Below are 19,100 nucleotides of genomic sequence, written 5' to 3'. Positions count from 1 at the left end.
TGCCGATATATCGTTGATGCATCAGCGACACTACGACGCAAGGAGAAGATCAATGAGGTTCCATCGACACACGCACGAGGCGCGGATGCGCGGGTTCGGTTTCCCGCCGGTTCCGCCCAGCCCGTTCGGCCCGCCCGGCCCGTTCGGTCCGCCCGGCCCCGATCACGAGCACGGCCACGGCGGTCGGGGGCGGGGGCGTGGGCGGGGTCGCGGCCGCCGGCCGAACGTCCGGTCCGCGGTGCTGGCCCTGCTCACCGAGCGGCCGATGCACGGATACGAGATGATTCAGGAGATCGACTCCCGCACCGGCGGCGCGTGGCGGCCCAGCCCGGGTTCGATCTACCCCACCCTTCAGCTCCTCGAGGACGAGGGTGTGATCGTCGCCAACACCGAGGAGTCCGGTGGCGGGCGGAAGCGGTTCACGCTCACCGAGGCCGGCCAGGCGGAGGCCACCGAGGCAGCGCAGACCCCACCCTGGGCGGACGTCGCCCAGGACACGGTGACCAGTTGGCACGACATCCGCGACTCCGGCGCGCAGGCGATGAACGCGCTGCGCCAGGTGATGACGCACGGCACCGACGACCAGCGTGAGCGGGCCGCCCGGGTGCTCGACGAGACCCGACGCAAGCTGTACGCGATTCTCGCCGAATCCGAGTGACGCGCCGACCGGCGGCACGGGCGCGAAGTCACCTCACCGATCCGCACGCGGCAGCGCCACAACGACGGCAGCGCCACAACGACGGCACCGCCAACGGCAGCGCCACAACGGCGGTGCCACAACGGCAGCGGCCGCTCCCCCACACGGGAGGAGCGGCCGTCGTCGGGTACGGACCGAGGTCAGTGCACGGTGACCGTCGGGCCGGTGACCAGCCCGCGCAGTTCCTCGGGAAGCTCGGCGCCCATCTCGTCGGCGATCCGCAGCGCCTCCTCGATCAGCGTTTCCACGATCTGCGCCTCGGGCACCGTCTTGACGACCTGCCCCTTGACGAAGATCTGGCCCTTGCCGTTGCCGGAGGCGACGCCGAGGTCGGCCTCGCGGGCCTCGCCCGGACCGTTGACGACGCAGCCCATCACGGCGACCCGCAGCGGCACCGGCAGCCCTTCCAGACCGGCGGTGACCTCCTCGGCCAGCTTGTAGACGTCCACCTGGGCCCGCCCGCAGGACGGGCAGGACACGATCTCCAGGCCGCGCTCGCGCAGACCGAGGGACTCCAGGATCTGGTTGCCGACCTTGATCTCCTCGACCGGCGGGGCGGAGAGCGACACCCGGATGGTGTCTCCGATCCCCTCGGCCAGCAGCGCGCCGAACGCCACCGCCGACTTGATGGTGCCCTGGAACGCCGGGCCGGCCTCGGTCACGCCGAGGTGCAGCGGATAGTCGCACTGCTCGGCGAGCTGGCGGTACGCCCGGATCATCACGACCGGGTCGTTGTGCTTGACGGAGATCTTGATGTCCCGGAAGCCGTGCTCCTCGAAGAGTGAGCACTCCCACAGCGCCGACTCGACCAGCGCCTCGGCGGTGGCCTTGCCATACTTGGCCAGCAGCCGCTTGTCCAGTGACCCGGCGTTGACCCCGATCCGGATCGGCACCCCGGCGTCACCGGCGGCCCGGGCGATCTCCTTGACCTTGTCGTCGAACTGCCGGATGTTGCCCGGGTTGACACGCACCGCCGCGCAGCCCGCGTCGATGGCGGCGAAGACGTACTTCGGTTGGAAGTGGATGTCGGCGATCACCGGGATCTGCGACTTCTTCGCGATCGCGGGCAGCGCCTCGACGTCGTCCTGGGACGGCACGGCCACCCGGACGATCTGACAACCGGACGCGGTCAACTCGGCGATCTGCTGGAGGGTCGCGTTGACGTCCGAGGTGAGGGTCGTGGTCATCGACTGCACGGAGACCGGGGCACCGCCACCGACGGGCACCGAACCGACCATGATCTGGCGGCTGGCCCGGCGGGGAGCCAGTGGCGGCGGCGGTACGGCGGGCATACCGAGACTGATTGCTGTCACTTCAGGCACTCACCTTGAGAAGAGCGTGATCGGGTTGACGACGTCCGCGGCGATCGTCAGCAGCGTGAACGCGCCACCGATCAGGATCACCGCATACGTGAAGGGCATCAGCTTGAGATAGTCCACCCGGCCGGGGTCGGCCCGGCCGATCCGCGCGTAGATCCAGGAGCGGGCCCGTTCGAACCAGGCGACGGCGATGTGACCACCGTCCACCGGGAGCAGCGGCAGCAGGTTGAACACGCCGATGAAGAAGTTCAGTGACACGAAGAGCATGAAGAAGACCAGCCAGGCGTTGTTCTCCACCGCCTCGCCGCCGAGTCGGCTGGCGCCGACCACACTGATCGGGGTGTCGACGTCCCGCTCGCCGCCGGTGAGGGCGGTCCACAGCGCGGGGACCTTCTGCGGGAGGCGCTGGAGCGCCTGAAGGGTGCCGACGGCCAGGTCACCGGTGAAGTCGGCGGTGGCGCCGAAGGCGCCGATCGGGCCGTACGTCACGCGGGTGGGGGTGCTGGGGACGAGCCCGACGCCGAGCGCGGCGACCGGCGCGGTCGCGCCGTCGGGGTCGTCCAGCGGCGGACGCTGGGTCTGCGCGAGCACGGTGCTGGTGGTGCCCGGCTGGCCGTCGCGGTCGTAGGCGATCTGGGCGGTGTCGCCCGGCTTGAGTCCGCGCAGCGTGGTCAGCAGCTCCCCGTAGTTGCTGATCGGCGTGCCGTTGACAGCGGTGATCCGGTCACCGTTCTTCAGCTGCGCCTGGGCCGCCGGGCTGGCCGCGTCGCCGGGGGCGCAGGCGCGCACCGCGTTCTCCGCGACCACGCAGTCGCTGAGCCGGATGACGGCGGGCTCCTGGCGGGCCTGGGCATCGGTGGTGGGGAAGTCGGGGTTGGGCAGGCCGGCGGAGACGGCCAGGATCCAGATGGTGATCAGGGCGAGCGCGAAGTGCGTGATCGACCCGGCGGCCATCACGATCGTCCGCTTCCAGACCGGGTAGCGCCACATCACCCGCGACTCGTCGCCCGGCTCGACGTCGTCGTCCTGCGGCGTCATCCCGACGATCTTGCAGAAACCGCCCAGCGGGATGCCCTTGAGGCCGTACTCGGTCTCCCCCCGCCGGAACGACCAGATCGTGGGGCCGAACCCGACGAAGTACTTCGTGACCTTCATCCCGAACGCCTTGGCGGTCAGCAGGTGACCGGCCTCGTGCAGGCTCACCGAGACGAGGATGGCCAGGGCGAAGAGGACCACCCCGAGCAGGTACGACATCAAGCTCCTTCCACCGAACCCGCGATGATCTCCTGCGCGTGCGCGCGCGCCCACGACTCGGCCGCGAGCACGTCCTCGACGGTACCTGGTTCGCCGAAGTCCGGAGCCTCGTCCAACACGCGCTCGAGGGTGTCCACGATCCCGAGGAACGGCAGTCGGCCCGCGACGAACGCCTCGACGCACTCCTCGTTCGCCGCGTTGTAGATCGCCGGGCGGCACCTGCCGGCCTCGCCGGCGGCCTTGGCCAGGGCGACGGCCGGGAACGCCACGTCGTCGAGCGGCGCGAACTCCCAGGTGTGCGTCGCCGTCCAGTCGACAGGGGCGGCAGCGCCGGCAACCCGGTCCGGCCAGCCCAGCGCGACAGCGATCGGGAGCCGCATGTCGGGGGGACTGGCCTGGGCGATCGTCGAGCCGTCGACGAACTCGACCATCGAGTGGATCACCGACGTCGGGTGCACCACCACCGTGATGTCGGCGTAGGGCACGTCGAACAACTCGTGCGCCTCGATCACCTCGAGCGCCTTGTTGACCATCGTGGCCGAGTTGATCGTGATCACCCGGCCCATGTTCCAGGTCGGATGGGCGAGGGCCTGTTCGGGTGTGACCTGCGTCAACTCGTCGCGCCGCCGACCCCGGAACGGGCCGCCGCTGGCCGTGACGATCAGTCGGCGTACCTCCGGGCGCGAGCCGGACCGCAGGCACTGGGCGACAGCGGTGTGCTCCGAGTCGACCGGGACGATCTGCCCCGGCCGCGTCACCGCGGCCTTGACCAACGGGCCGCCGGCCACCAGCGACTCCTTGTTCGCCAGGGCGAGGGTACGACCACAGCGCAGCGCGGCCAGCGTAGGAGCGAGGCCCAGCGAGCCGACCACGCCGTTGAGCACGATGTCGCACGGCATCTGGGCCAACTCGGTCATCGCCTCCGGCCCGGCCACGATCTTGGGAAGCTTGAAGTCGCCGGTGGCCCACCCGCGCCTGCTCGCCTCGGCGTAGAACGCGATCTGGAGATCCTGCGCGGCGGACGCCTTCGCCACCCCGACCACCTCGACGCCCAACTCCAGGGCCTGCGTGGCGAGCAGCTCGACGTTGCCGCCACCGCCGCCCACCGCCACCACGCGGAACTGCTCCGGGTTGCGCCGGACGATGTCGATGGCCTGCGTACCGATTGAACCGGTGGACCCGAGCAGGACAAGGTCGCGGGGGGTAGTCACCCGCCCATTCTTCCCCACCCCCGCTGAGCGCCCGCTGGGAGCCTCAGCCCTCCCCGCCGCCGGCCGACTCTGGCGCCTGCCCGGTCGGTGCCGCCTCCTCGCCCAGCAGGTCGCCCGGATCGATGGAGAACTCGAAGGGTTCCCGCATGACAAATTGCGTTCCGGCAGCCGCAGCGGCGACCGGCCGGTACTCCCCCTCGATCAACTCGTACAACGCGAGAGTGGGCACCCGGTTGCGCAGGTCGACGCGGAGGAAGAAGGGCACGCCGACCGCGGCGTACTCGCGCGGACGGTCGATGATGTCTTTACGTCGGTTGCCCGGAGAGACGATCTCACCCAGCAGCACGGCATGCCCGATGTCCATCGTCGTCTGCCCGCCGCCCGGCGCGTCGAGAATGACGATGTCGGGAATGAACAGATCCTTACCAGAGACGACGTTCGTCTCCAGATAGAGCCACAGCTTCGCTCGGCGCGCCGCCTGCTTGAGGTGATACGCGAGATCCAGCTCCGCGTCCTGATGGTCGTATCCGGCGTGTGGTGTCACGATCACGCTTCCGCTCAGGACCTCAACCTTGGGGCCGTTGGTCTCCGGCAACAGGTCGAGGGCGAGCTGTGCGGTCCACGGCTCGTCGTGCCACCGCAGCACGTCGAACGACGGCTCGGTGTGCTGCGGCGCCGGCTCCGGCGCGAATGCTGCCTGGGCCATCCGGGCTCACCCCCTCAGCGGACCATCCTGCTCGGCTCAGCCTAGCCACCGCAGCCCGCGCGACGCGCCATCGCACACCGAGTCCGCCACCGGACGCACCGAAACTCACCGTCGACGCCGCCACGGTCACCGTCGACCACCACCGAGCCCGGTAACGACGCCGCCGTCGGTCAGCCGCGGCGCCACCCGACGTCATCGGCCAGCCGGCATCGATGGTGGCATCGACGGTGCCGAAGGGGTTCGCCGCGCCACGCCCTCGGTCACCCCGCAGGACGGCCCGGAGGGTCCCCGGGCGGCTCCAGCCGCGCGCAGCGGGAGCCGGGGCCATCCGGCGTGTCGACCGGGGCGGGCCGAGCGGGACCGGTTGGTCAGGCACCACGGTGCGGCCGGGTTCGGGGCGGCGGTCGCGGGACTACTCCGACGGTGCGGCAGCTCTGGTCACCGGACGGGATCGGGCGCCCTCGTCAACGCGACGAACGCGGTCCAGGCCGCGGGGGTGAAGGTCAGCACCGGCCCGTGCCGGTCCTTGCTGTCGCGTACGGCAACCGTGTCGGGGAATCCCGCCACCTCGACGCAGTTGCCCTCGCCGCCGGACCGGGACGACGTGCGCCAGACTCCGTCACGCACCATCGGTCATCTCCTTCGCTGTGGCCGCAATCAGCTCACGGGACTCGTCCGCGCCGAGCGCCCGCTCACCGAGGGAGCGCCAGGCGTCTTCGTAGATCTCAATCTCGTGGGTCTTGTCAAGGGAGACCGCGCCGCACGGACCGTCCATGTAGATCGTCGTCGGCTCCGGCTCGCGCACGTCGGACGGGAAATCGAGCATGGTGAAGGTGCCGGCCTGCGCCCAGCGCACCAGACCGGCGTCGAACGGCAGCACCCGGATGCCGATGTTGTGCTGCCGCGACGACACCACCAGCGATTCCAGTTGCCGGGCCATCGCCCCGCGATCCCGCAGCGGGCGGCGCAGCACCGCCTCGCTGAGGATGACGTCGAGGCGCGGGGCGCGAGGGATCGCCCGTGCCAGCAGACGTTGCCGGCGCAGCCGCACGTCGACCTTCGCCTGGCGCTGCGCATCGACCATCCGCGGGTGGTCGATGGCGATCACGTCGGTCATGTAGTCGACCGTCTGAAGCAGCCCGGGGACGAGATTCGCCTCGTAGTGACGGATGCTGGTGGCGGCGGCTTCCAGGCCGACGTACAGCTTGAACCAGTCCTTGACCGCCTCGCCGTAGCTGTGCTACCAGCCGTGCGCCTTTGTCTCGCGGGCCAGCGCCCGCATCGTCCCGATCGTCTCCGCCGACGCGCCGTAGACACGGCACATGGCCTCCACGTCGTTCGGGTGCATGGAGACCTGGCCGGTCTCGTACCGCCAGATCCGGGGTGCCGACCATTCCAACTCCTTGGCCGCCGCGGTAACGGTCACATAGGCGTTTTCGCGAAGCTCTCTCAGATATCTGCCGAGCTGCCTCCGGGGAACTGTGCTGCCGGAATCGTCCACGTCATCTCCCTGGCTGTCGTCGCGTTAGTCACCTCAACCCTTGGTCCGCATTCTGCTCCGCAAGATTGCGCTGGGCCAGCATCGAAATGACCCTTGTGGATGACCACGAAAAAGCGAGCCAGCCGAAGGAGGGTCATGGACCCGGATGACGACAGCAACGAAGATCTGCCGCTGCCGCCCTACGTGACCAAGGAGGACGTCGTGTTCGCGCTGAGGGCCCTCACCGTGCACGCCGCCGACCTGACACCCGACGGCGAGCGTTGCCGCAAGGACGAGGCTCCGCACCCGTGCCGGCTGCACCGCTGGGGCCGTCGCGTCCTGGAGCGGCGCGGCCTGACCGACGCACAGGTGCGGACGCTGATCACTGGCGGATCGGTGGCACTGCGATGAGTTTCGCAGACGGGGATCGCCTGCCGCCACCGCACGTGCGCGCCTAGACCTTCGACACCCGGTGGCGCGGCCTGCACCCCGATCAGGTGCGCGACTACCTCAACCGGGTGGCGGACGAGTTGGACCGGCTGCACCGCGAGGTGATGACCGCCAACACCGAGGCGGAACGCATCCGGCGAGCCCTGAGCCAGTGGCAGGCCCGGCAAAACTGCCGCCACCGCGGGCCCACGGCACCTGACAATCGGCGGCCGCGATGACCGCATCACGCTGGATCATCCACCTGCCGACCACCCTGACCAGCCTGGACGAGGTCGCCGCTGTGGCCGTGGCACTTCGCGACTCGCTCGGTCACCTCACCGGTGTCGACTTCGGCGAGGCCACGCTCAGCGAGGAGGACGCGCAGTTCCTGCGTACCCGAGTGTTCTGTGACGTCGGGCTCGGCGCTGCCGGCCGGTGCCGGCGGCGCGATGCCCACGACGGGCCCTGCGCCGCGGTGGTCGACTCGGTTTCATAGAAATCGGGGTGTCCGCAGTTTGCGGACACCCCGACCTCATGGAAAACCGTGCTGATTAGCCGCCGTTGATGACGAACGGCGAGCCCGGTTGAACGACGATGTTGCCGTCGGCCGAATTGGTGATCGTCACGTTCGTCAGGTTGGCGTTGCCGCGCGCGCCGCTCATCGCGAGGATGCCGGCGCCGTTGTTGGATCTGTCGATCCGGACGTTGGTGATGGCGACGTTCGGCATGTTGCCGCCGCCGTTCTTGAACTGGATACCGTCGTACGTCGAGTCGACGATCTCGGTGTCCCGGATCGTCACGCCGACGATGTCCCTGGTCGCCGGGAACAGCGTGATGGCACCGAACTCCTGGTCCTCGTTCCAGAACGCGCCCCCGGTGCGGTAGAGGCCGTTGTTGGCGATCAACGTCGTGCCGGAGAACGGCAGCGGGTCGTGGTCGGTGGCCAGCATGATGCCCGGGTAGTTGGCCGTGTCGTAGATCAGGTTGTTCTCGATCGAATTGTCGTAGCCGCCGTAGATGGCGATGCCGTTCGCCCGCCAGGGCAGCTGGATGGTGTTGTTGACGAAGTGGTTGTCGTGCGCGATGTCGACGTTGCGGTCCTTGACGTACGGGTTGGCCCAGACGGCGAGGGCGTCGTCACCGGTGGTTCGGAACGACGAGTTGAACACCCGCGAGTTGCGCGTGCCGTTGCTGAAGTTGATGCCGTCGGCGTACGTGTTGCGGATCCGCATGCCGCTGAACTCCAGCCCGTCGGCCGGCCCCCACAGGTCGGGAATGTTGTCGTAGTCGCGGCCGACCCAGACACCGACGTTGGCGTGCTCGATCCAGACATTACTGATCTTCGTGCCGGTGCCGAAGCGACCGTTCAGGCCGACGCCGCCCTCGGCGTTGCCGTCGCCGCCCCGGATCCGGCCCGAGCCGAAGATGGCGATGTCGGAGATCTGGGTGTTCTTGTCGATGTCGAAGCCGAAGTTGCCCTCGTGCGGGTGGTTGATGCCGCCCACCACGTTCTGCGGCTCGGTCAGCGTGTAGAGCTGCGAGTGCCACATGCCGGCGCCCCGGATGGTGACGTTGCTGATGCCGACCTGGTTGTGCGTACCCCGGTTCAGCGGGTCGTCGGTCAGGATCTTCTGCTCCTGCCGCCACTGCCCGGCGGGGATCCACACGCAGCCGATGACGCCGTTCTGGTCGTCGGTCACCGCCCGCTGGATGGCCGCGGTGTCGTCGAGGCCGTCGTTGGGGACCGCGCCGTACGACGTGATGGAGGTGCAACCGGCCGGCTGGCTCGCCGGTGGCGCCACCTGCTCCAGGTCGATCATGTCGATCACGTAGAACGAGGCGGTGTCCCCCGAGTCGCGCTGCAACCTGAACCGGGTGCCGGCCGGGTACGACTGCGCCAGCAGCGCGCTCGACTCGTCGAACAGCCGTCGGGCGTCGGCCTGCGGGGTGTTGGTCAGCGCCTCCGGCCCGTCGGTGTTGCCGTAGAGCCAGCTGTGCTTCGACGACAGGGTCAACTTCCGGGAGAAGACGTCGTTGACGTAGAGGCTGATGGTCGCCTCGATGCCGCCGCCGCCCGGCGCGTCCGGGATGGAGTTGCGCACCACTATGGAGTTGGCCTGGTTGGCCGAGGTGAACTCGACGAACTGGCCCGCGCCGGTGAGCCGCACCGACTTGCGACCCGACGACTCGCTGGCGAAGTTGGTGTGGCCGAAGGTGCGCAGCGGGTCCGCCTCCAGCAGCGTGCCCGAGTAACGGCCGGCCTCCGCCTCGTACGAGACGTACGGGACGGCGGCACCGCGTCCGACCACTATCGACTGGCTGAACGCGTTGTTGGCCTCGTTGGTCTCGGTCACCACGTTCGTGGCGTCGGCGGTGGCGGTGATGGTGGCGCCGCCGCTGGTGGCCGTCCAGGTGCCGCTGACGTTGACGGTGACGGTCGCGCCGGCGGCGATCGAGGCGGTGGTGGTGTTGAGCGTGGTGCCGCCGACCGCCAGCCGGGTGACGGTGGTCGCGCCGGTGGCGGTGGTGCCCCGGTTGCGGACCGTCACGGTGAAGCTGACGGACGCCCCGACGGCCGGGTTCGGCGGGTTGGAGGCGATGCCCAGCACCTGCAGGTCGGGCCCCGGCGCCTGCGCCACCACCAGCGGTGACGGCGCGGTGAGGCTGTTGTTGCCGTTGTTCTGCTCGACGATCGTGTTGGTCGGGTCGACCACCGCCGAGACGGCGTAGCTGCCCATCGGCCGGGTCCCGGCGTTGAACGACACGGTGGTCGAGGCCCCGGCGGCGAGCGCGCCCACCGTGGCGCTGCCGGCGACCGCGCCGGCCAGGCTGAAGTTCACGGTGGTCGCCGCCGCGGCGGCGGTGCCGATGTTCTGCACCACTGCCGAGAGCGTGATCGGGGAGACCTCGCTGGGCGACGCGGGCGACCAGGTCAGCGAGCTGACGACCAGGTCCGGGTTGGGGGCCGGCGTGCCGCAGACCTCCAGCTCGGCGACCTGGCCCGAGGGGGCGCCGGTGTTGCCGGTGAACCGCAACTGCACGTCCGCGGTGGTCGCGCTGACCGGAATGGTCACCGTGTTGACGCCCTGCACGAACTGGTAGGCCGCCGCCGGCACCAGGCTGGTGTACGACGACGCCGCCTGGTCGCGGCCGAGGACCTGGATGGTCTGGGTACGGGTGCCCCAGGCCGAATCCGGGTTCAGCTTGACGGTGACACCGGAGATGGAGTGGTTGGCGCCCAGCGCCACGGTCAGGTTCTGCGGGTAGCTCGCCGCGCCCTCCCAGTAGGTGCCGAGCTGCCCGTCGTTCGCCTTGTCCGGGGTGAAGGTGAAGGTGGAGCCGCTCGCCGTCATGCTCTTGCCCTGCGCCACGTTGACGCAGGCCGGCGGGTTGCTGCCGGTACGGGTGACGGTGTTGCTGTTGCCGGACAGGTTGCCGGCGCCGTCGCGGGCGCGGACGTGGTACGACACCGTCGCCGTGACCGGCTGGGTGTCCTGGTAGGTGAGGACGGTGCCCAACGTCGCGATCAGGTTGCCGCCCCGGTAGACGTTGTAGCCGGCCAGCCCGCTGCCACCGGAGTCGGTGGAGGCGCCCCAGGTGAGCGTGATGGTGCTGCCCGAGGTGCTCTGCGACAGCGTCCCCGGGACGCTCGGCGCGGTGGTGTCGCCGCTACCGGTGCGGGTCACCGTGTTGCTGTTGCCGGAGAGGTTGCCGGCGGCGTCGCGCGCCCGGACGTGGTAGGACACCGTCGCCGTGGTCGGCTGCGTGTCGTTGAACGTGGTCACGTTCCCGACGGACTGGAGGAACGCCCCGTTGCGGTAGACGTCGTAGCCGGCGATGCCGCTGCCGCCCGCGTTGTCGGTCGACGCGACCCAGTTGAGGCTGATGGTGGTGCCGGACTGGGTGTACGAGAGGTTGCCCGGCACGCTGGGCGCGGTGGTGTCGGGGGTGGTGCCGCCGCTGCCGTACACCTCCAGCTCGGACAGTTGCCCCGCCGGCCAGCCGCTGTTGGCGGTGACGGTGATCCGGACGAAGCGGGTGGAGGTCGCGCTGAAGTTGATCGTCACGGTGCTGCCGCTGGCCGGGTTGAAGGTGTACGTCTGCGAGCCGACCAGGTCGGCGAAGGACGTACCGTCCGTGCTGCCCCGCACGCTCAACGTCTGCGTCCGGGTGGCCCAACCGTTCGTGGGCAGCTTCAGCACGACCTGGTTGACGCTCTGCGCCGAGCCGAGGTCGACCTGCACCCACTGCGGGAACGAGTTGTTGACGCTCTCCCAGTAGCTGCCCGCGTTGCCGTCGACGACCTTCGCCGAGTCGTAGACGTCGGCGTGGCCGCTCTCCTGGGTGGGACGGCCCTGGGCGAGGTTGGTGGCGGCCGGGGCGAAGCCGCTGTTCGACACGGCCGGGGCGGCGGGGCGGGCCGCGCCGGCCGGGTTGGCGGCAACGGTCACCCCTGCCGTGGCGATCAGCGTGGCCGCGGCTGTCGCCGCCACCATCCGGATCAGATTGGTACGTCTCATCACTGTCCTTGTCGTCGGGGGACGGTCGCCGTGGGCGGCGTGACCACGGCCGGGGTGTGCTGCGGTGCGTCACCGGCGGATCGGGGGTGGGCCGGCGAGATGGGGTACGACCATCAACGGACCTCCCCTGGAGGCCCGTTGCGTCTTTCCGGAGGCATGCACAGAATCGTGCACGTGTTTGTCGAAATCTTGCGTTACTTTGACCAAAGGTTACTGACGTGCTACGAGAGCGTCAACAGTTCGACAGCGGTAACTATTGACGGGCTTGCCTCCTCCGCCAGCCACCTTCCCGCACACGGGTCGGGGAAGGTGTCACCTCCCGACGACTGGAGGCCACACCTTCCCCGAAGTTGCGCGGATCTTGCGTCAGGTCGTACGGGAACGATCAGGCATCTGGCGCTCGCACGACGAACGTCTCCAGCTCCTCGCCGCCGTACCAGTCGGTGCGCCGGCCCACGTACGCCATGCCGAGCCGGCGGCACACAGCCATCGACGGTTCGTTGCCCGGCGACACGACCGCGTAGATTTCCGGGGTGCCGGTGGCGAACTCCCGGGCGATGAGCGCACGCGCCGCCTCGGTGGCGTACCCGTGACCACGGGAGTCCGGGTGCAGGTGCCAGCCGGTCTCGATGTGCTCGGTGAGCACCGCCTCGTCGAGGCCCGGCAGAGGCTTCAGCAGCACCGTGCCGGCGACCTGGCCGGTCTCGCGGATCTCCATCGCCCAGGTGCCGTACCGGCCGCCGTCGGCGGCGTGCCGATCCCGCCAGATCTGTAGCCGCTCGGCCGCCTGGGCCGGGTCGGTCATCGGCAGACCGGGCGACACGGCGAGCCATCGGGTGATCTCCGGACGGGAGTAGATGTCGTAGATCCGGGCCAGATCGGCCGGATCATCGGTCCAGTCGCGCAGGATGAGACGTTCGGTGGTGACAACAGTCATGAGCGGCGATCTTAAGGAGTGAGGGCCACGGCGACAGGGAAGGAGACGGCGATGGGCAACGGATGGCAGCGTGCGAAACGGATCACCAGCGCCGCGTTCCGTCCGGTGCGCGGACGGGACCTGTCGCTGCACGCCGCCGCGATCACCTTCTACGGGGCGATCGCCGTGGTGCCCGTCGCCCTGCTGGCGATCTGGCTCACCGCGCTCGTCGCCGGGGTCGACCGGGTCCGCCGGCTCACCTCGTACGCCGTGGAGGCCCTGCCCACCGCGATCGGCGCGCCCCGGGCGGTCGAGGCGCTGGTCGAGGCCGGGGTGGGGTTGACCCCGCTGCTGGCGCTGGCCTCCCTGCTGCCCGCGTCGCTGTACGGCGAAGGGCTGCGCCGGGCGTTCGTCTCGGTGGCCGCGCCCCGCTCCGACGAGCACCTGGTCGGCTGGCGGGGCCGGCTGCTGCTGCTGCCGCTGCTCGCACCGGCCCCCGCGCTGCTGCTGTCGATCCTGCTGGCGCTGCCGCTCACCACCCGCCTCGTCCGCCAGGGCGGCTGGCTGGGTGTGCTCGGTGTGGTGCTGTCGTTCCTGGCGGTCTGGCTGGTGCTCACGCCGGTGCTGGTGTGGGTGTTCCGGGTCGTCGGGCCGGCCTCACCGGACTGGCTCTCCACGATCGCGATCGGCTCCTTCACCGCGGCGAACCTGTCCGGCTTCCTGCACGGCTTCGTCCTCTTCGCCTCGCTGCCGCTGGACCTGGGCGTGCCGTTCGGCGGCTTCGACGACATCGGCGCGGGCGTGGCCGTCCTGCTCTGGCTCTACCTGTTCCACGTGATCGTCCTGGCCGGCTACTCCGCCACCCTGGCCCTCTCCCACTGGCGCACCCCCCGGTCCCCCGCCTGACCCCACCTACCCCCGGTTGATCATGAAGTTATGGCCGCGACACGCCGCGCGCGGTGACCATAACTTCATGATCAACCAGAAGGGGGGCGGGGCGGGGGGCGGGGCGGGGGGCTGTTAGGGGCGGAAGGGGCCTTGGACTTCGTAGGTGATGCCGTTGGCGCCGGTGGAGGTGCCGGTGGTGCCGCGTTGGGAGGAGAAGTACAGGCGGGAGCCGTCCGGGGAGAAGGCCGGGCCGGTGATCTCCGAGGACGACTGGCCGAGGAGCCGTACGACCGGGGCGACCACACCGGCCGCCGTGATCACGTTGATCTCCATGTTGCCGCCGTCCTCGGCCACGTAGAGGTCACCCGAGGCCGTGCCGGTGATGTTGTCCACGCCGGTCAGCGGCGCGGCGCCCGCCGGCACCAACGAGTCGTCGTACGCCAGGTCGAGACGCTGGTTGACAGCGTCGTACGCCCAGACCCGGTTGTCGCCCTTGGTGGTGAACCAGCAGGTGCCCCGGTCGTACCAGCAGCCCTCGCCGCCGTCGAAGTGCTTCGCCGCGCCCACCTGGAGCCGGGTCGGGATCGGGAAGCCGTCCCGGTCCGGCACGTCCCGCCAGGTCACCGGCCCGGCCACCTGGTCGGCAGGTGCGCAGAGCACCTGCACCCGACCGGTGCGCAGGTCACCCCAGGTGTCCGGCACGAAGCGGTAGAAGCACCCGTCCTCCTCGTCCTCGGTCAGGTAGACCACCCGGCGGTCCGGGTCGCAGGCGGCGGCCTCGTGCGTGAACCGCCCCATCCGGGTCCGCTCCTCGGCCGACCGGCTGCCGTCCGGCCAGGTCTCGAAGACCCGACCGAGCGGCACCTCCTCGCAGGAGAGCCAGGTCCCCCACGGGGTCGCTCCGCCGGCGCAGTTGACGTTCGTGCCACCGAGAATCCGGTACGCCGAGACGACCGACCCGTCGGCCGCGAAGCGGACCGCCGACGCGCCACCGACCAATGGGATCTCCGAGTTCGACACGTAGATCCAGCCGTCGCCGACGGGGAAGCAGGCGCCACCGTCGGGCGCCCAGTGCCAGAGGTACGAGGTGCCGGCGACCCGCTGGCCGGAACGCGCGATCACCCGGCTGGTGAACCCGGCCGGCAGCTGGATGCCGTTGGCGTCGGCGGCCAGCAGCTCCCCGTACGGGCCGACGCCGGGCTGGGCGGGCGCGGCCAGGGCGGCACCGGCCCAGAGGCTGCCGGAGAAGGCGGCGGCGCCGGCGACGGCGGAACGCAGGACGGTACGACGGTCCATCGGTGAACCTCCCGGAGTGGTCGATGTCCGACCGACGGTAGGGCTCGGGGGGCATCGACCGCAGCCGCTGTACGGTGAACGAGGGGTGACGGGTCGACGGGCGGTGGGCTGACCGGAGGGCCGGTCCGGACTAGGCTCCCCCGGCATGAGCAGTGAGATTCCGGCCCGCGCCGACGTCGTGATCGTCGGTGCCGGGCACAACGGCCTGGTCTCCGCCATCCTGCTGGCCCGCGCCGGCCTGGACGTTCTGGTGCTGGAGGCCGCCGACGTGATCGGCGGCGCGGCCCGCACCGAGAACCCGTTCCCGAAGGTGCCGGGGCTGCGTCACTCCACCGGCTCGTACCTGCTCGGGCTGATGCCCCCGGAACTGCTCGCCACGCTCGACGTACGGATCCCGGTGCTGCGCCGCGATCCGCACTACTTCCTCCCCACGCCGGGTGGGCTCGGCTCGCCGTACCTGCTCTTCGGCAGTGACACCGCCGCGACCCGGGCCCAGCTCGCCGAGTTCTTCTCCCCCGCCGACGTGGCCGCCGACGACGCCATGCAGGCCGAGCTGGCCGCGTTGCGCGCGGATCTCGCCCCGGCCTGGCTGGCCGAGCCGCTGGGCGTGCCGGAGACCGCCGAGCGGTACATCCGCCCGGAGCTGCGACAGGTCTTCGTCGACCTGGTCCGCGGGTCGGTCGCGGACTACCTGGCCCGGTTCGAGTTCCGCTCCGAACTGCTGGTCAGCATGTACGCCGTCACCGACGGCCTGTCCGGACTGAACGCCGGCCCGGACGACCCCGGCACCGGGCACAACTTCCTGGTGCACAACATGTGTAGATTGCCCGGCTCCGGCGGCACCTGGATGATCGCCGAGGGCGGCATGGGCACCGTCTCACGGACGTTCGCCGAGGCCGCGCGCGCCGCCGGAGCGGCGATCATGACCGGTACGCCGGTGAGCGCCGTGACACTGGACGGCGGCGCGGCCAGCGGAGTGGTGCTGGCCGACGGCCGGGAGGTCGCAGCGAGGGTGGTGCTGGGCGCGTGTGACCCGTACACCCTGCTGGAGCTGTTGCCCGACGGCGCGCTCCCGGCCTCGCTCGGCGAGCGGATGGCGGCGGTCCGCCGCCCCGGCACCACCCTCAAGCTCAACCTGGCGCTCACCGGACTGCCCCGGTTCTCCTGCCTGCCGGCCGACGCGCCGAGCCCGTTCGGGTCCACCATCCATCTGCTGCCGGGCTCCGCGTCGCTGGTCGGCGGGGAGGCGACCTCGCCGATGACCGCGCTGCGCGCGATGTGGGCGGACGTGCAGGCCGGGCGGCTGCCGGCCGAGCCGACGATCGAGTGGTACCTGCACACGACGGTCGACCCGTCGCTCTCCGACGCCGCCGGGCACCACTCGTCGGCGCTCTTCGTGCAGTCCGTCCCCTACGACCTGGCCGGCACCACCTGGGACGCGGAGCTGCCCGGCTACGTCGACCGGCTGGTCGCGATCGTCGAGCGGTACGCCCCGGGCACCGCCGACCTGATCGCCGACGCGGTGCCCCTGCCGCCGCCCGGCATCGAGAAGCACTTCGGCATCACCGGTGGGCACATCCACCACCTCGACAACACCGTCTCCTTTACCGACCGGATGCCCTACGCCACCGGCATCGACGGCGTGTACGCGGGCAGCGCCGGCTGCCACCCCGCCGGCAGCGTGATCGGCGCCGCCGGTCACAACGCCGCCCGGCGGATCCTGCAAGACCTCCACTAATCCCCTCCGCCCCCGCCCCCGCCCGACCCCGTTGCCGCCCCCGCCCGACCCCGTTGATCATGAAGTTATCGCCGTGACACGCCGCTTGGGGTCAAGGGGTGAGTGCAATCGTTAGGCGGCGATGAGGTGGTCTAGGCGTTCGGCTGGGGTTGCCCAGTCGAGTGTTTGGCGGGGGCGGGTGTTCAGTTCGTGGGCGATCTCGTCGAGGCCGCTCTGGTTGATGCTGCGGAAGTCGTAGCTGCCTTTGGGGAAGTACTGGCGTAGCAGGCCGTTGGTGTTCTCGTTGCTGCCGCGTTGCCAGGGGCTGTGGGGGTCGCAGAAGTAGACCGGGCAGCCGGTGGCGACGGTGAAGACCGCGTGGGCGGCCATCTCGCTGCCTTGGTCCCAGGTCAGTGAGCGGCGTAGGTGCGTCGGTAGTCGGGCGGTGAGGTCGGTGAGCACGCCGATGACGGCTTCGGTGTCACGCCCGTGCGGCAGCGCGCCGAGCATCACGTAGCGGGTGGCGCGTTCGACCAGTGTCACGATCGCCGAGCGGCCGCCCTTGCCGATGACCAGATCACCTTCCCAGTGACCCGGCACGGCCCGGTCGGTGGCCTCGGCGGGCCGGTTACTGATGTGCAGGTCCCCGATCCAGGGGCGGCGGCCCCGATCCGCTGCCGCCAGCCGCGACTGGGCACGCCGGTCGGCGCGTCCCGAGCGCAGAGCGACCTGCCGAGTCAACTCCTCCCGCAGGCTGCCCCGCGACTGAACGTAGATCGCCTGGTAGATCGTCTCGTGAGACACCTGCAACTCCGGCCGGTCAGCGAACATGGCCCGCAGCCACGCGGCGATCTGCGTCGGAGACCACCTACGCGCCAGTCTGCCCCGCACCACCTGCCGCAGCCGCGTCCCGGCCCCCAACTTCGTCGCCTTCGGCCGACGCCGCGCCGCGTCAGCACGCCGCTGCGCCCACTGCGCCTGATACCCCCACCGATACGGCGCCCGAGCCCGCCCCGACGGCAACGACCGCCCCAACGGGTTCTTCGTCCCATGCCGGGCACTGTGATACCGGCCCACCTCCCGCGAGACCGTGCTCACCGACACCCCAAGCACACCCGCGATCTGCGAAATCGTCCGCCCTGCCCCCCACAGATGCTCCAACACCTGCCGATGCCCAAACGTCACCACACCCGGCCTCGCCACCAGCACCCCCAGCCCAACCAAGATCAGTTGCACTGAAGCCTAGAAACCACCCCGTCGTAGTGGGTCATAACGGGGCTGTCTCGCTAACGGTGTTTCCGGCGATCTTGGTTAGTAGGTTTCAGCGGCTGGGAAGCGGTCGCTGAAGGTGATGGCGAAGGCGTTCAACGCGGGTTTCCAGCGCATCGTCCATCGGGTTCTGCCTGCTCCGGTGGGGTCCAGGGATCGGGTCACCAGGTACAGACACTTCAACGCGGCCTGTTCGTTGGGGAAGTGGCCACGGGCCTTCACGGCCCGCCGGTAGCGGGCGTTGAGCGACTCGATCGCGTTCGTGGAGCAGATGACCTTGCGGATCTCCAGGTCGTAGTCGAGGAACGGAATGAACTCGGCCCAGGCGTTGTCCCAGAGCCGAATCACCGCCGGATACCGGCCGCCCCACTTCTCCGCGAGGTCGTCGAACGCGGCCTTGGCCGCGTCAGCGTTCACGGCGGTATAGATCGGCTTGATGTCCCGCTTGAGCTCATCCCAGTAGCGGCGGGACGTGAGCCGGAACGTGTTGCGGATCAGATGGATGATGCAGGTCTGCACCACCGTTCGGGGCCACACGTTCGTGACCACCTCCGGCAGCCCTTTGAGGCCGTCGCAGACCAGGAAGAACACGTCCTTGACGCCCCGGTTGCGCAGGTCGGTCAACACACTCATCCAGAACTTCGCGCCCTCACCGCCGGCGCCGGCCCACAGCCCGAGGATGTCCTTATCACCGTCGAGGGTGACCCCGATCGCGGCGTAGAACGGCCGGTTGGCGACCTGCCCATCGCGGACCTTGACCACGATCGCGTCGATGAACACCGCCGCGTAGATCTCGTCCAAGGGCCGGTGGGACCAGTCGGTCATCTCCTCGATCACCTTGTCGGTGATCCGCGAAATCGTCTCCTTCGACACCGAAGCCCCGTAGATCTCGGCGAAGTGCGCCGAGATCTCCCCGGTCGTGAGCCCTTTGGCATACAGCGACAACACGACCTCGTCGACCCCGGACAGGCGGCGCTGCCGCTTGCGCACGATCTGCGGCTCGAACGTGCCAGCCCGGTCCCGCGGCACGTCGATCTGCACCGGACCGTTGGCCTCGGTCAACACGGTCTTCGACCGGGTTCCGTTACGGATGTTGCCCGACCCCGCCCCGGCCTGGTCGTGTTTCTCGTAGCCGAGGTGCTCGGTCATCTCCTCGTTCAGCGCAGTCTCCAGGACCGTCTTGGTCAACTGCTTGAGCAGCCCGTCCGGGCCGGTCAACGACAGCCCTTGCTCCTTTGCGGCCCGAACCAGCTCGGCGGCGGCTTTCGCCTCCGCCGACGGCTCGGGCCGCTTCCTGCGTCCGGTCTGCTCGTTCAGCGTCGCGGTCATCACGGCACCCTCCTCACCAGGCACAACGCCCGGCAGGTCAGGCCGGAAACACCCTTAGACCCACACTCC

The 19,100-nt window shown here is 69.9% G+C and carries 15 protein-coding genes and 2 pseudogenes; 6 read left to right on the top strand and 11 right to left on the bottom strand.

The window, feature by feature from the left end; translation table 11 throughout:
- Nucleotides 1-52: 52 nt before the first annotated feature.
- Nucleotides 53-658 (top strand): PadR family transcriptional regulator, encoded by a 606-nt coding sequence (locus tag O7634_RS16675; protein WP_278151037.1) that lies wholly within the window; start codon nt 53-55, stop codon nt 656-658.
- Between the two features lie 179 nt (nt 659-837).
- Here the strand turns inward: O7634_RS16675 and ispG are convergent, their stop codons facing one another.
- From ispG to O7634_RS16645, 6 genes and pseudogenes are all read right to left on the bottom strand, one after another.
- Complete coding sequence (ispG, locus tag O7634_RS16670; RefSeq protein WP_278151036.1) at nt 838-2,010, bottom strand: flavodoxin-dependent (E)-4-hydroxy-3-methylbut-2-enyl-diphosphate synthase; 1,173 nt, start codon at nt 2,008-2,010, stop codon at nt 838-840.
- Nucleotides 2,011-2,019: 9 nt separating this feature from the next.
- Nucleotides 2,020-3,270, bottom strand: a complete 1,251-nt coding sequence (locus O7634_RS16665) for a site-2 protease family protein (RefSeq protein WP_278151035.1) — start codon at nt 3,268-3,270, stop codon at nt 2,020-2,022.
- The gene (dxr, locus tag O7634_RS16660) at nt 3,270-4,481 is read right to left on the bottom strand and encodes a 1-deoxy-D-xylulose-5-phosphate reductoisomerase (RefSeq protein ID WP_278151034.1); all 1,212 of its coding nucleotides are present in this window, start codon (nt 4,479-4,481) and stop codon (nt 3,270-3,272) included. Before dxr ends, O7634_RS16665 begins: the two co-directional genes overlap by 1 nt.
- A gap of 43 nt (nt 4,482-4,524) precedes the next feature.
- Nucleotides 4,525-5,187: a Uma2 family endonuclease gene (locus tag O7634_RS16655; RefSeq protein ID WP_278151033.1), complete on the bottom strand. Its 663-nt coding sequence runs from the start codon at nt 5,185-5,187 to the stop codon at nt 4,525-4,527.
- 438 nt (nt 5,188-5,625) lie between these two features.
- The gene (locus O7634_RS16650) at nt 5,626-5,817 is read right to left on the bottom strand and encodes a DUF397 domain-containing protein (RefSeq protein ID WP_278151032.1); all 192 of its coding nucleotides are present in this window, start codon (nt 5,815-5,817) and stop codon (nt 5,626-5,628) included.
- Nucleotides 5,807-6,688, bottom strand: a pseudogene (locus O7634_RS16645) (helix-turn-helix transcriptional regulator). Before O7634_RS16645 ends, O7634_RS16650 begins: the two are co-directional and overlap by 11 nt.
- A 135-nt stretch (nt 6,689-6,823) precedes the next feature.
- Here O7634_RS16645 and O7634_RS16640 point away from each other — a divergent pair.
- The 3 genes and pseudogenes from O7634_RS16640 to O7634_RS16630 all read left to right on the top strand — a co-directional run bounded on the left by O7634_RS16640 (nt 6,824) and on the right by O7634_RS16630 (nt 7,592).
- Nucleotides 6,824-7,078: a hypothetical protein gene (locus O7634_RS16640; protein WP_278151031.1), complete on the top strand. Its 255-nt coding sequence runs from the start codon at nt 6,824-6,826 to the stop codon at nt 7,076-7,078.
- Nucleotides 7,075-7,335, top strand: a pseudogene (locus tag O7634_RS16635) (DivIVA domain-containing protein). Before O7634_RS16640 ends, O7634_RS16635 begins: the two are co-directional and overlap by 4 nt.
- Entirely contained in the window at nt 7,332-7,592 is a 261-nt protein-coding gene (locus O7634_RS16630) for a hypothetical protein (RefSeq protein ID WP_278151030.1), read from the top strand. The pseudogene O7634_RS16635 and the gene O7634_RS16630 overlap by 4 nt, the downstream one beginning before the upstream one ends.
- 55 nt (nt 7,593-7,647) lie before the next feature.
- On the opposite strand, the gene O7634_RS16625 is transcribed toward O7634_RS16630, so the two are convergent.
- Complete coding sequence (locus tag O7634_RS16625) at nt 7,648-11,616, bottom strand: CARDB domain-containing protein (RefSeq protein WP_278151029.1); 3,969 nt, start codon at nt 11,614-11,616, stop codon at nt 7,648-7,650.
- Between the two features lie 385 nt (nt 11,617-12,001).
- A complete protein-coding gene (locus tag O7634_RS16620; RefSeq protein ID WP_278151028.1) occupies nt 12,002-12,553 on the bottom strand; it encodes a GNAT family N-acetyltransferase in 552 nt (183 codons plus the stop codon).
- Between the two features lie 51 nt (nt 12,554-12,604).
- On the opposite strand from O7634_RS16620, the gene O7634_RS16615 reads away from it, so the two are divergent.
- A complete protein-coding gene (locus O7634_RS16615; protein WP_278151027.1) occupies nt 12,605-13,438 on the top strand; it encodes a YhjD/YihY/BrkB family envelope integrity protein in 834 nt (277 codons plus the stop codon).
- A gap of 114 nt (nt 13,439-13,552) precedes the next feature.
- On the opposite strand, the gene O7634_RS16610 is transcribed toward O7634_RS16615, so the two are convergent.
- Nucleotides 13,553-14,716, bottom strand: coding sequence for an alkaline phosphatase PhoX (locus O7634_RS16610; protein ID WP_278151026.1), 1,164 nt, complete (start codon nt 14,714-14,716; stop codon nt 13,553-13,555).
- A 145-nt stretch (nt 14,717-14,861) separates the two neighbouring features.
- On the opposite strand from O7634_RS16610, the gene O7634_RS16605 reads away from it, so the two are divergent.
- A complete protein-coding gene (locus O7634_RS16605; protein WP_278151025.1) occupies nt 14,862-16,454 on the top strand; it encodes an NAD(P)/FAD-dependent oxidoreductase in 1,593 nt (530 codons plus the stop codon).
- Between the two features lie 111 nt (nt 16,455-16,565).
- Here the strand turns inward: O7634_RS16605 and O7634_RS16600 are convergent, their stop codons facing one another.
- Nucleotides 16,566-17,531 (bottom strand): IS30 family transposase, encoded by a 966-nt coding sequence (locus O7634_RS16600; RefSeq protein ID WP_347404235.1) that lies wholly within the window; start codon nt 17,529-17,531, stop codon nt 16,566-16,568.
- A 213-nt stretch (nt 17,532-17,744) separates the two neighbouring features.
- Nucleotides 17,745-19,031 (bottom strand): IS256 family transposase, encoded by a 1,287-nt coding sequence (locus O7634_RS16595; protein WP_278148195.1) that lies wholly within the window; start codon nt 19,029-19,031, stop codon nt 17,745-17,747.
- Nucleotides 19,032-19,100: the final 69 nt, after the last annotated feature.

It is taken from the genome of Micromonospora sp. WMMD1120 (genome assembly GCF_029626235.1).
GTDB lineage: Bacteria > Actinomycetota > Actinomycetes > Mycobacteriales > Micromonosporaceae > Micromonospora.
This window is presented reverse-complemented; position numbering and strand designations above follow the sequence as displayed.

Coding starts and splice junctions, on each gene's coding strand:
- O7634_RS16675 (WP_278151037.1), top strand. CDS start 53: ATGAGGTTCCATCGACACACGCACGAGGCGCGGATGCGCGGGTTCGGT.
- O7634_RS16650 (WP_278151032.1), bottom strand. CDS start 5,817: ATGGTGCGTGACGGAGTCTGGCGCACGTCGTCCCGGTCCGGCGGCGAG.
- O7634_RS16640 (WP_278151031.1), top strand. CDS start 6,824: ATGGACCCGGATGACGACAGCAACGAAGATCTGCCGCTGCCGCCCTAC.
- O7634_RS16625 (WP_278151029.1), bottom strand. CDS start 11,616: ATGAGACGTACCAATCTGATCCGGATGGTGGCGGCGACAGCCGCGGCC.
- O7634_RS16610 (WP_278151026.1), bottom strand. CDS start 14,716: ATGGACCGTCGTACCGTCCTGCGTTCCGCCGTCGCCGGCGCCGCCGCC.
- O7634_RS16630 (WP_278151030.1), top strand. CDS start 7,332: ATGACCGCATCACGCTGGATCATCCACCTGCCGACCACCCTGACCAGC.
- O7634_RS16655 (WP_278151033.1), bottom strand. CDS start 5,187: ATGGCCCAGGCAGCATTCGCGCCGGAGCCGGCGCCGCAGCACACCGAG.
- O7634_RS16595 (WP_278148195.1), bottom strand. CDS start 19,031: ATGACCGCGACGCTGAACGAGCAGACCGGACGCAGGAAGCGGCCCGAG.
- O7634_RS16620 (WP_278151028.1), bottom strand. CDS start 12,553: ATGACTGTTGTCACCACCGAACGTCTCATCCTGCGCGACTGGACCGAT.
- O7634_RS16615 (WP_278151027.1), top strand. CDS start 12,605: ATGGGCAACGGATGGCAGCGTGCGAAACGGATCACCAGCGCCGCGTTC.
- O7634_RS16605 (WP_278151025.1), top strand. CDS start 14,862: ATGAGCAGTGAGATTCCGGCCCGCGCCGACGTCGTGATCGTCGGTGCC.
- O7634_RS16665 (WP_278151035.1), bottom strand. CDS start 3,270: ATGTCGTACCTGCTCGGGGTGGTCCTCTTCGCCCTGGCCATCCTCGTC.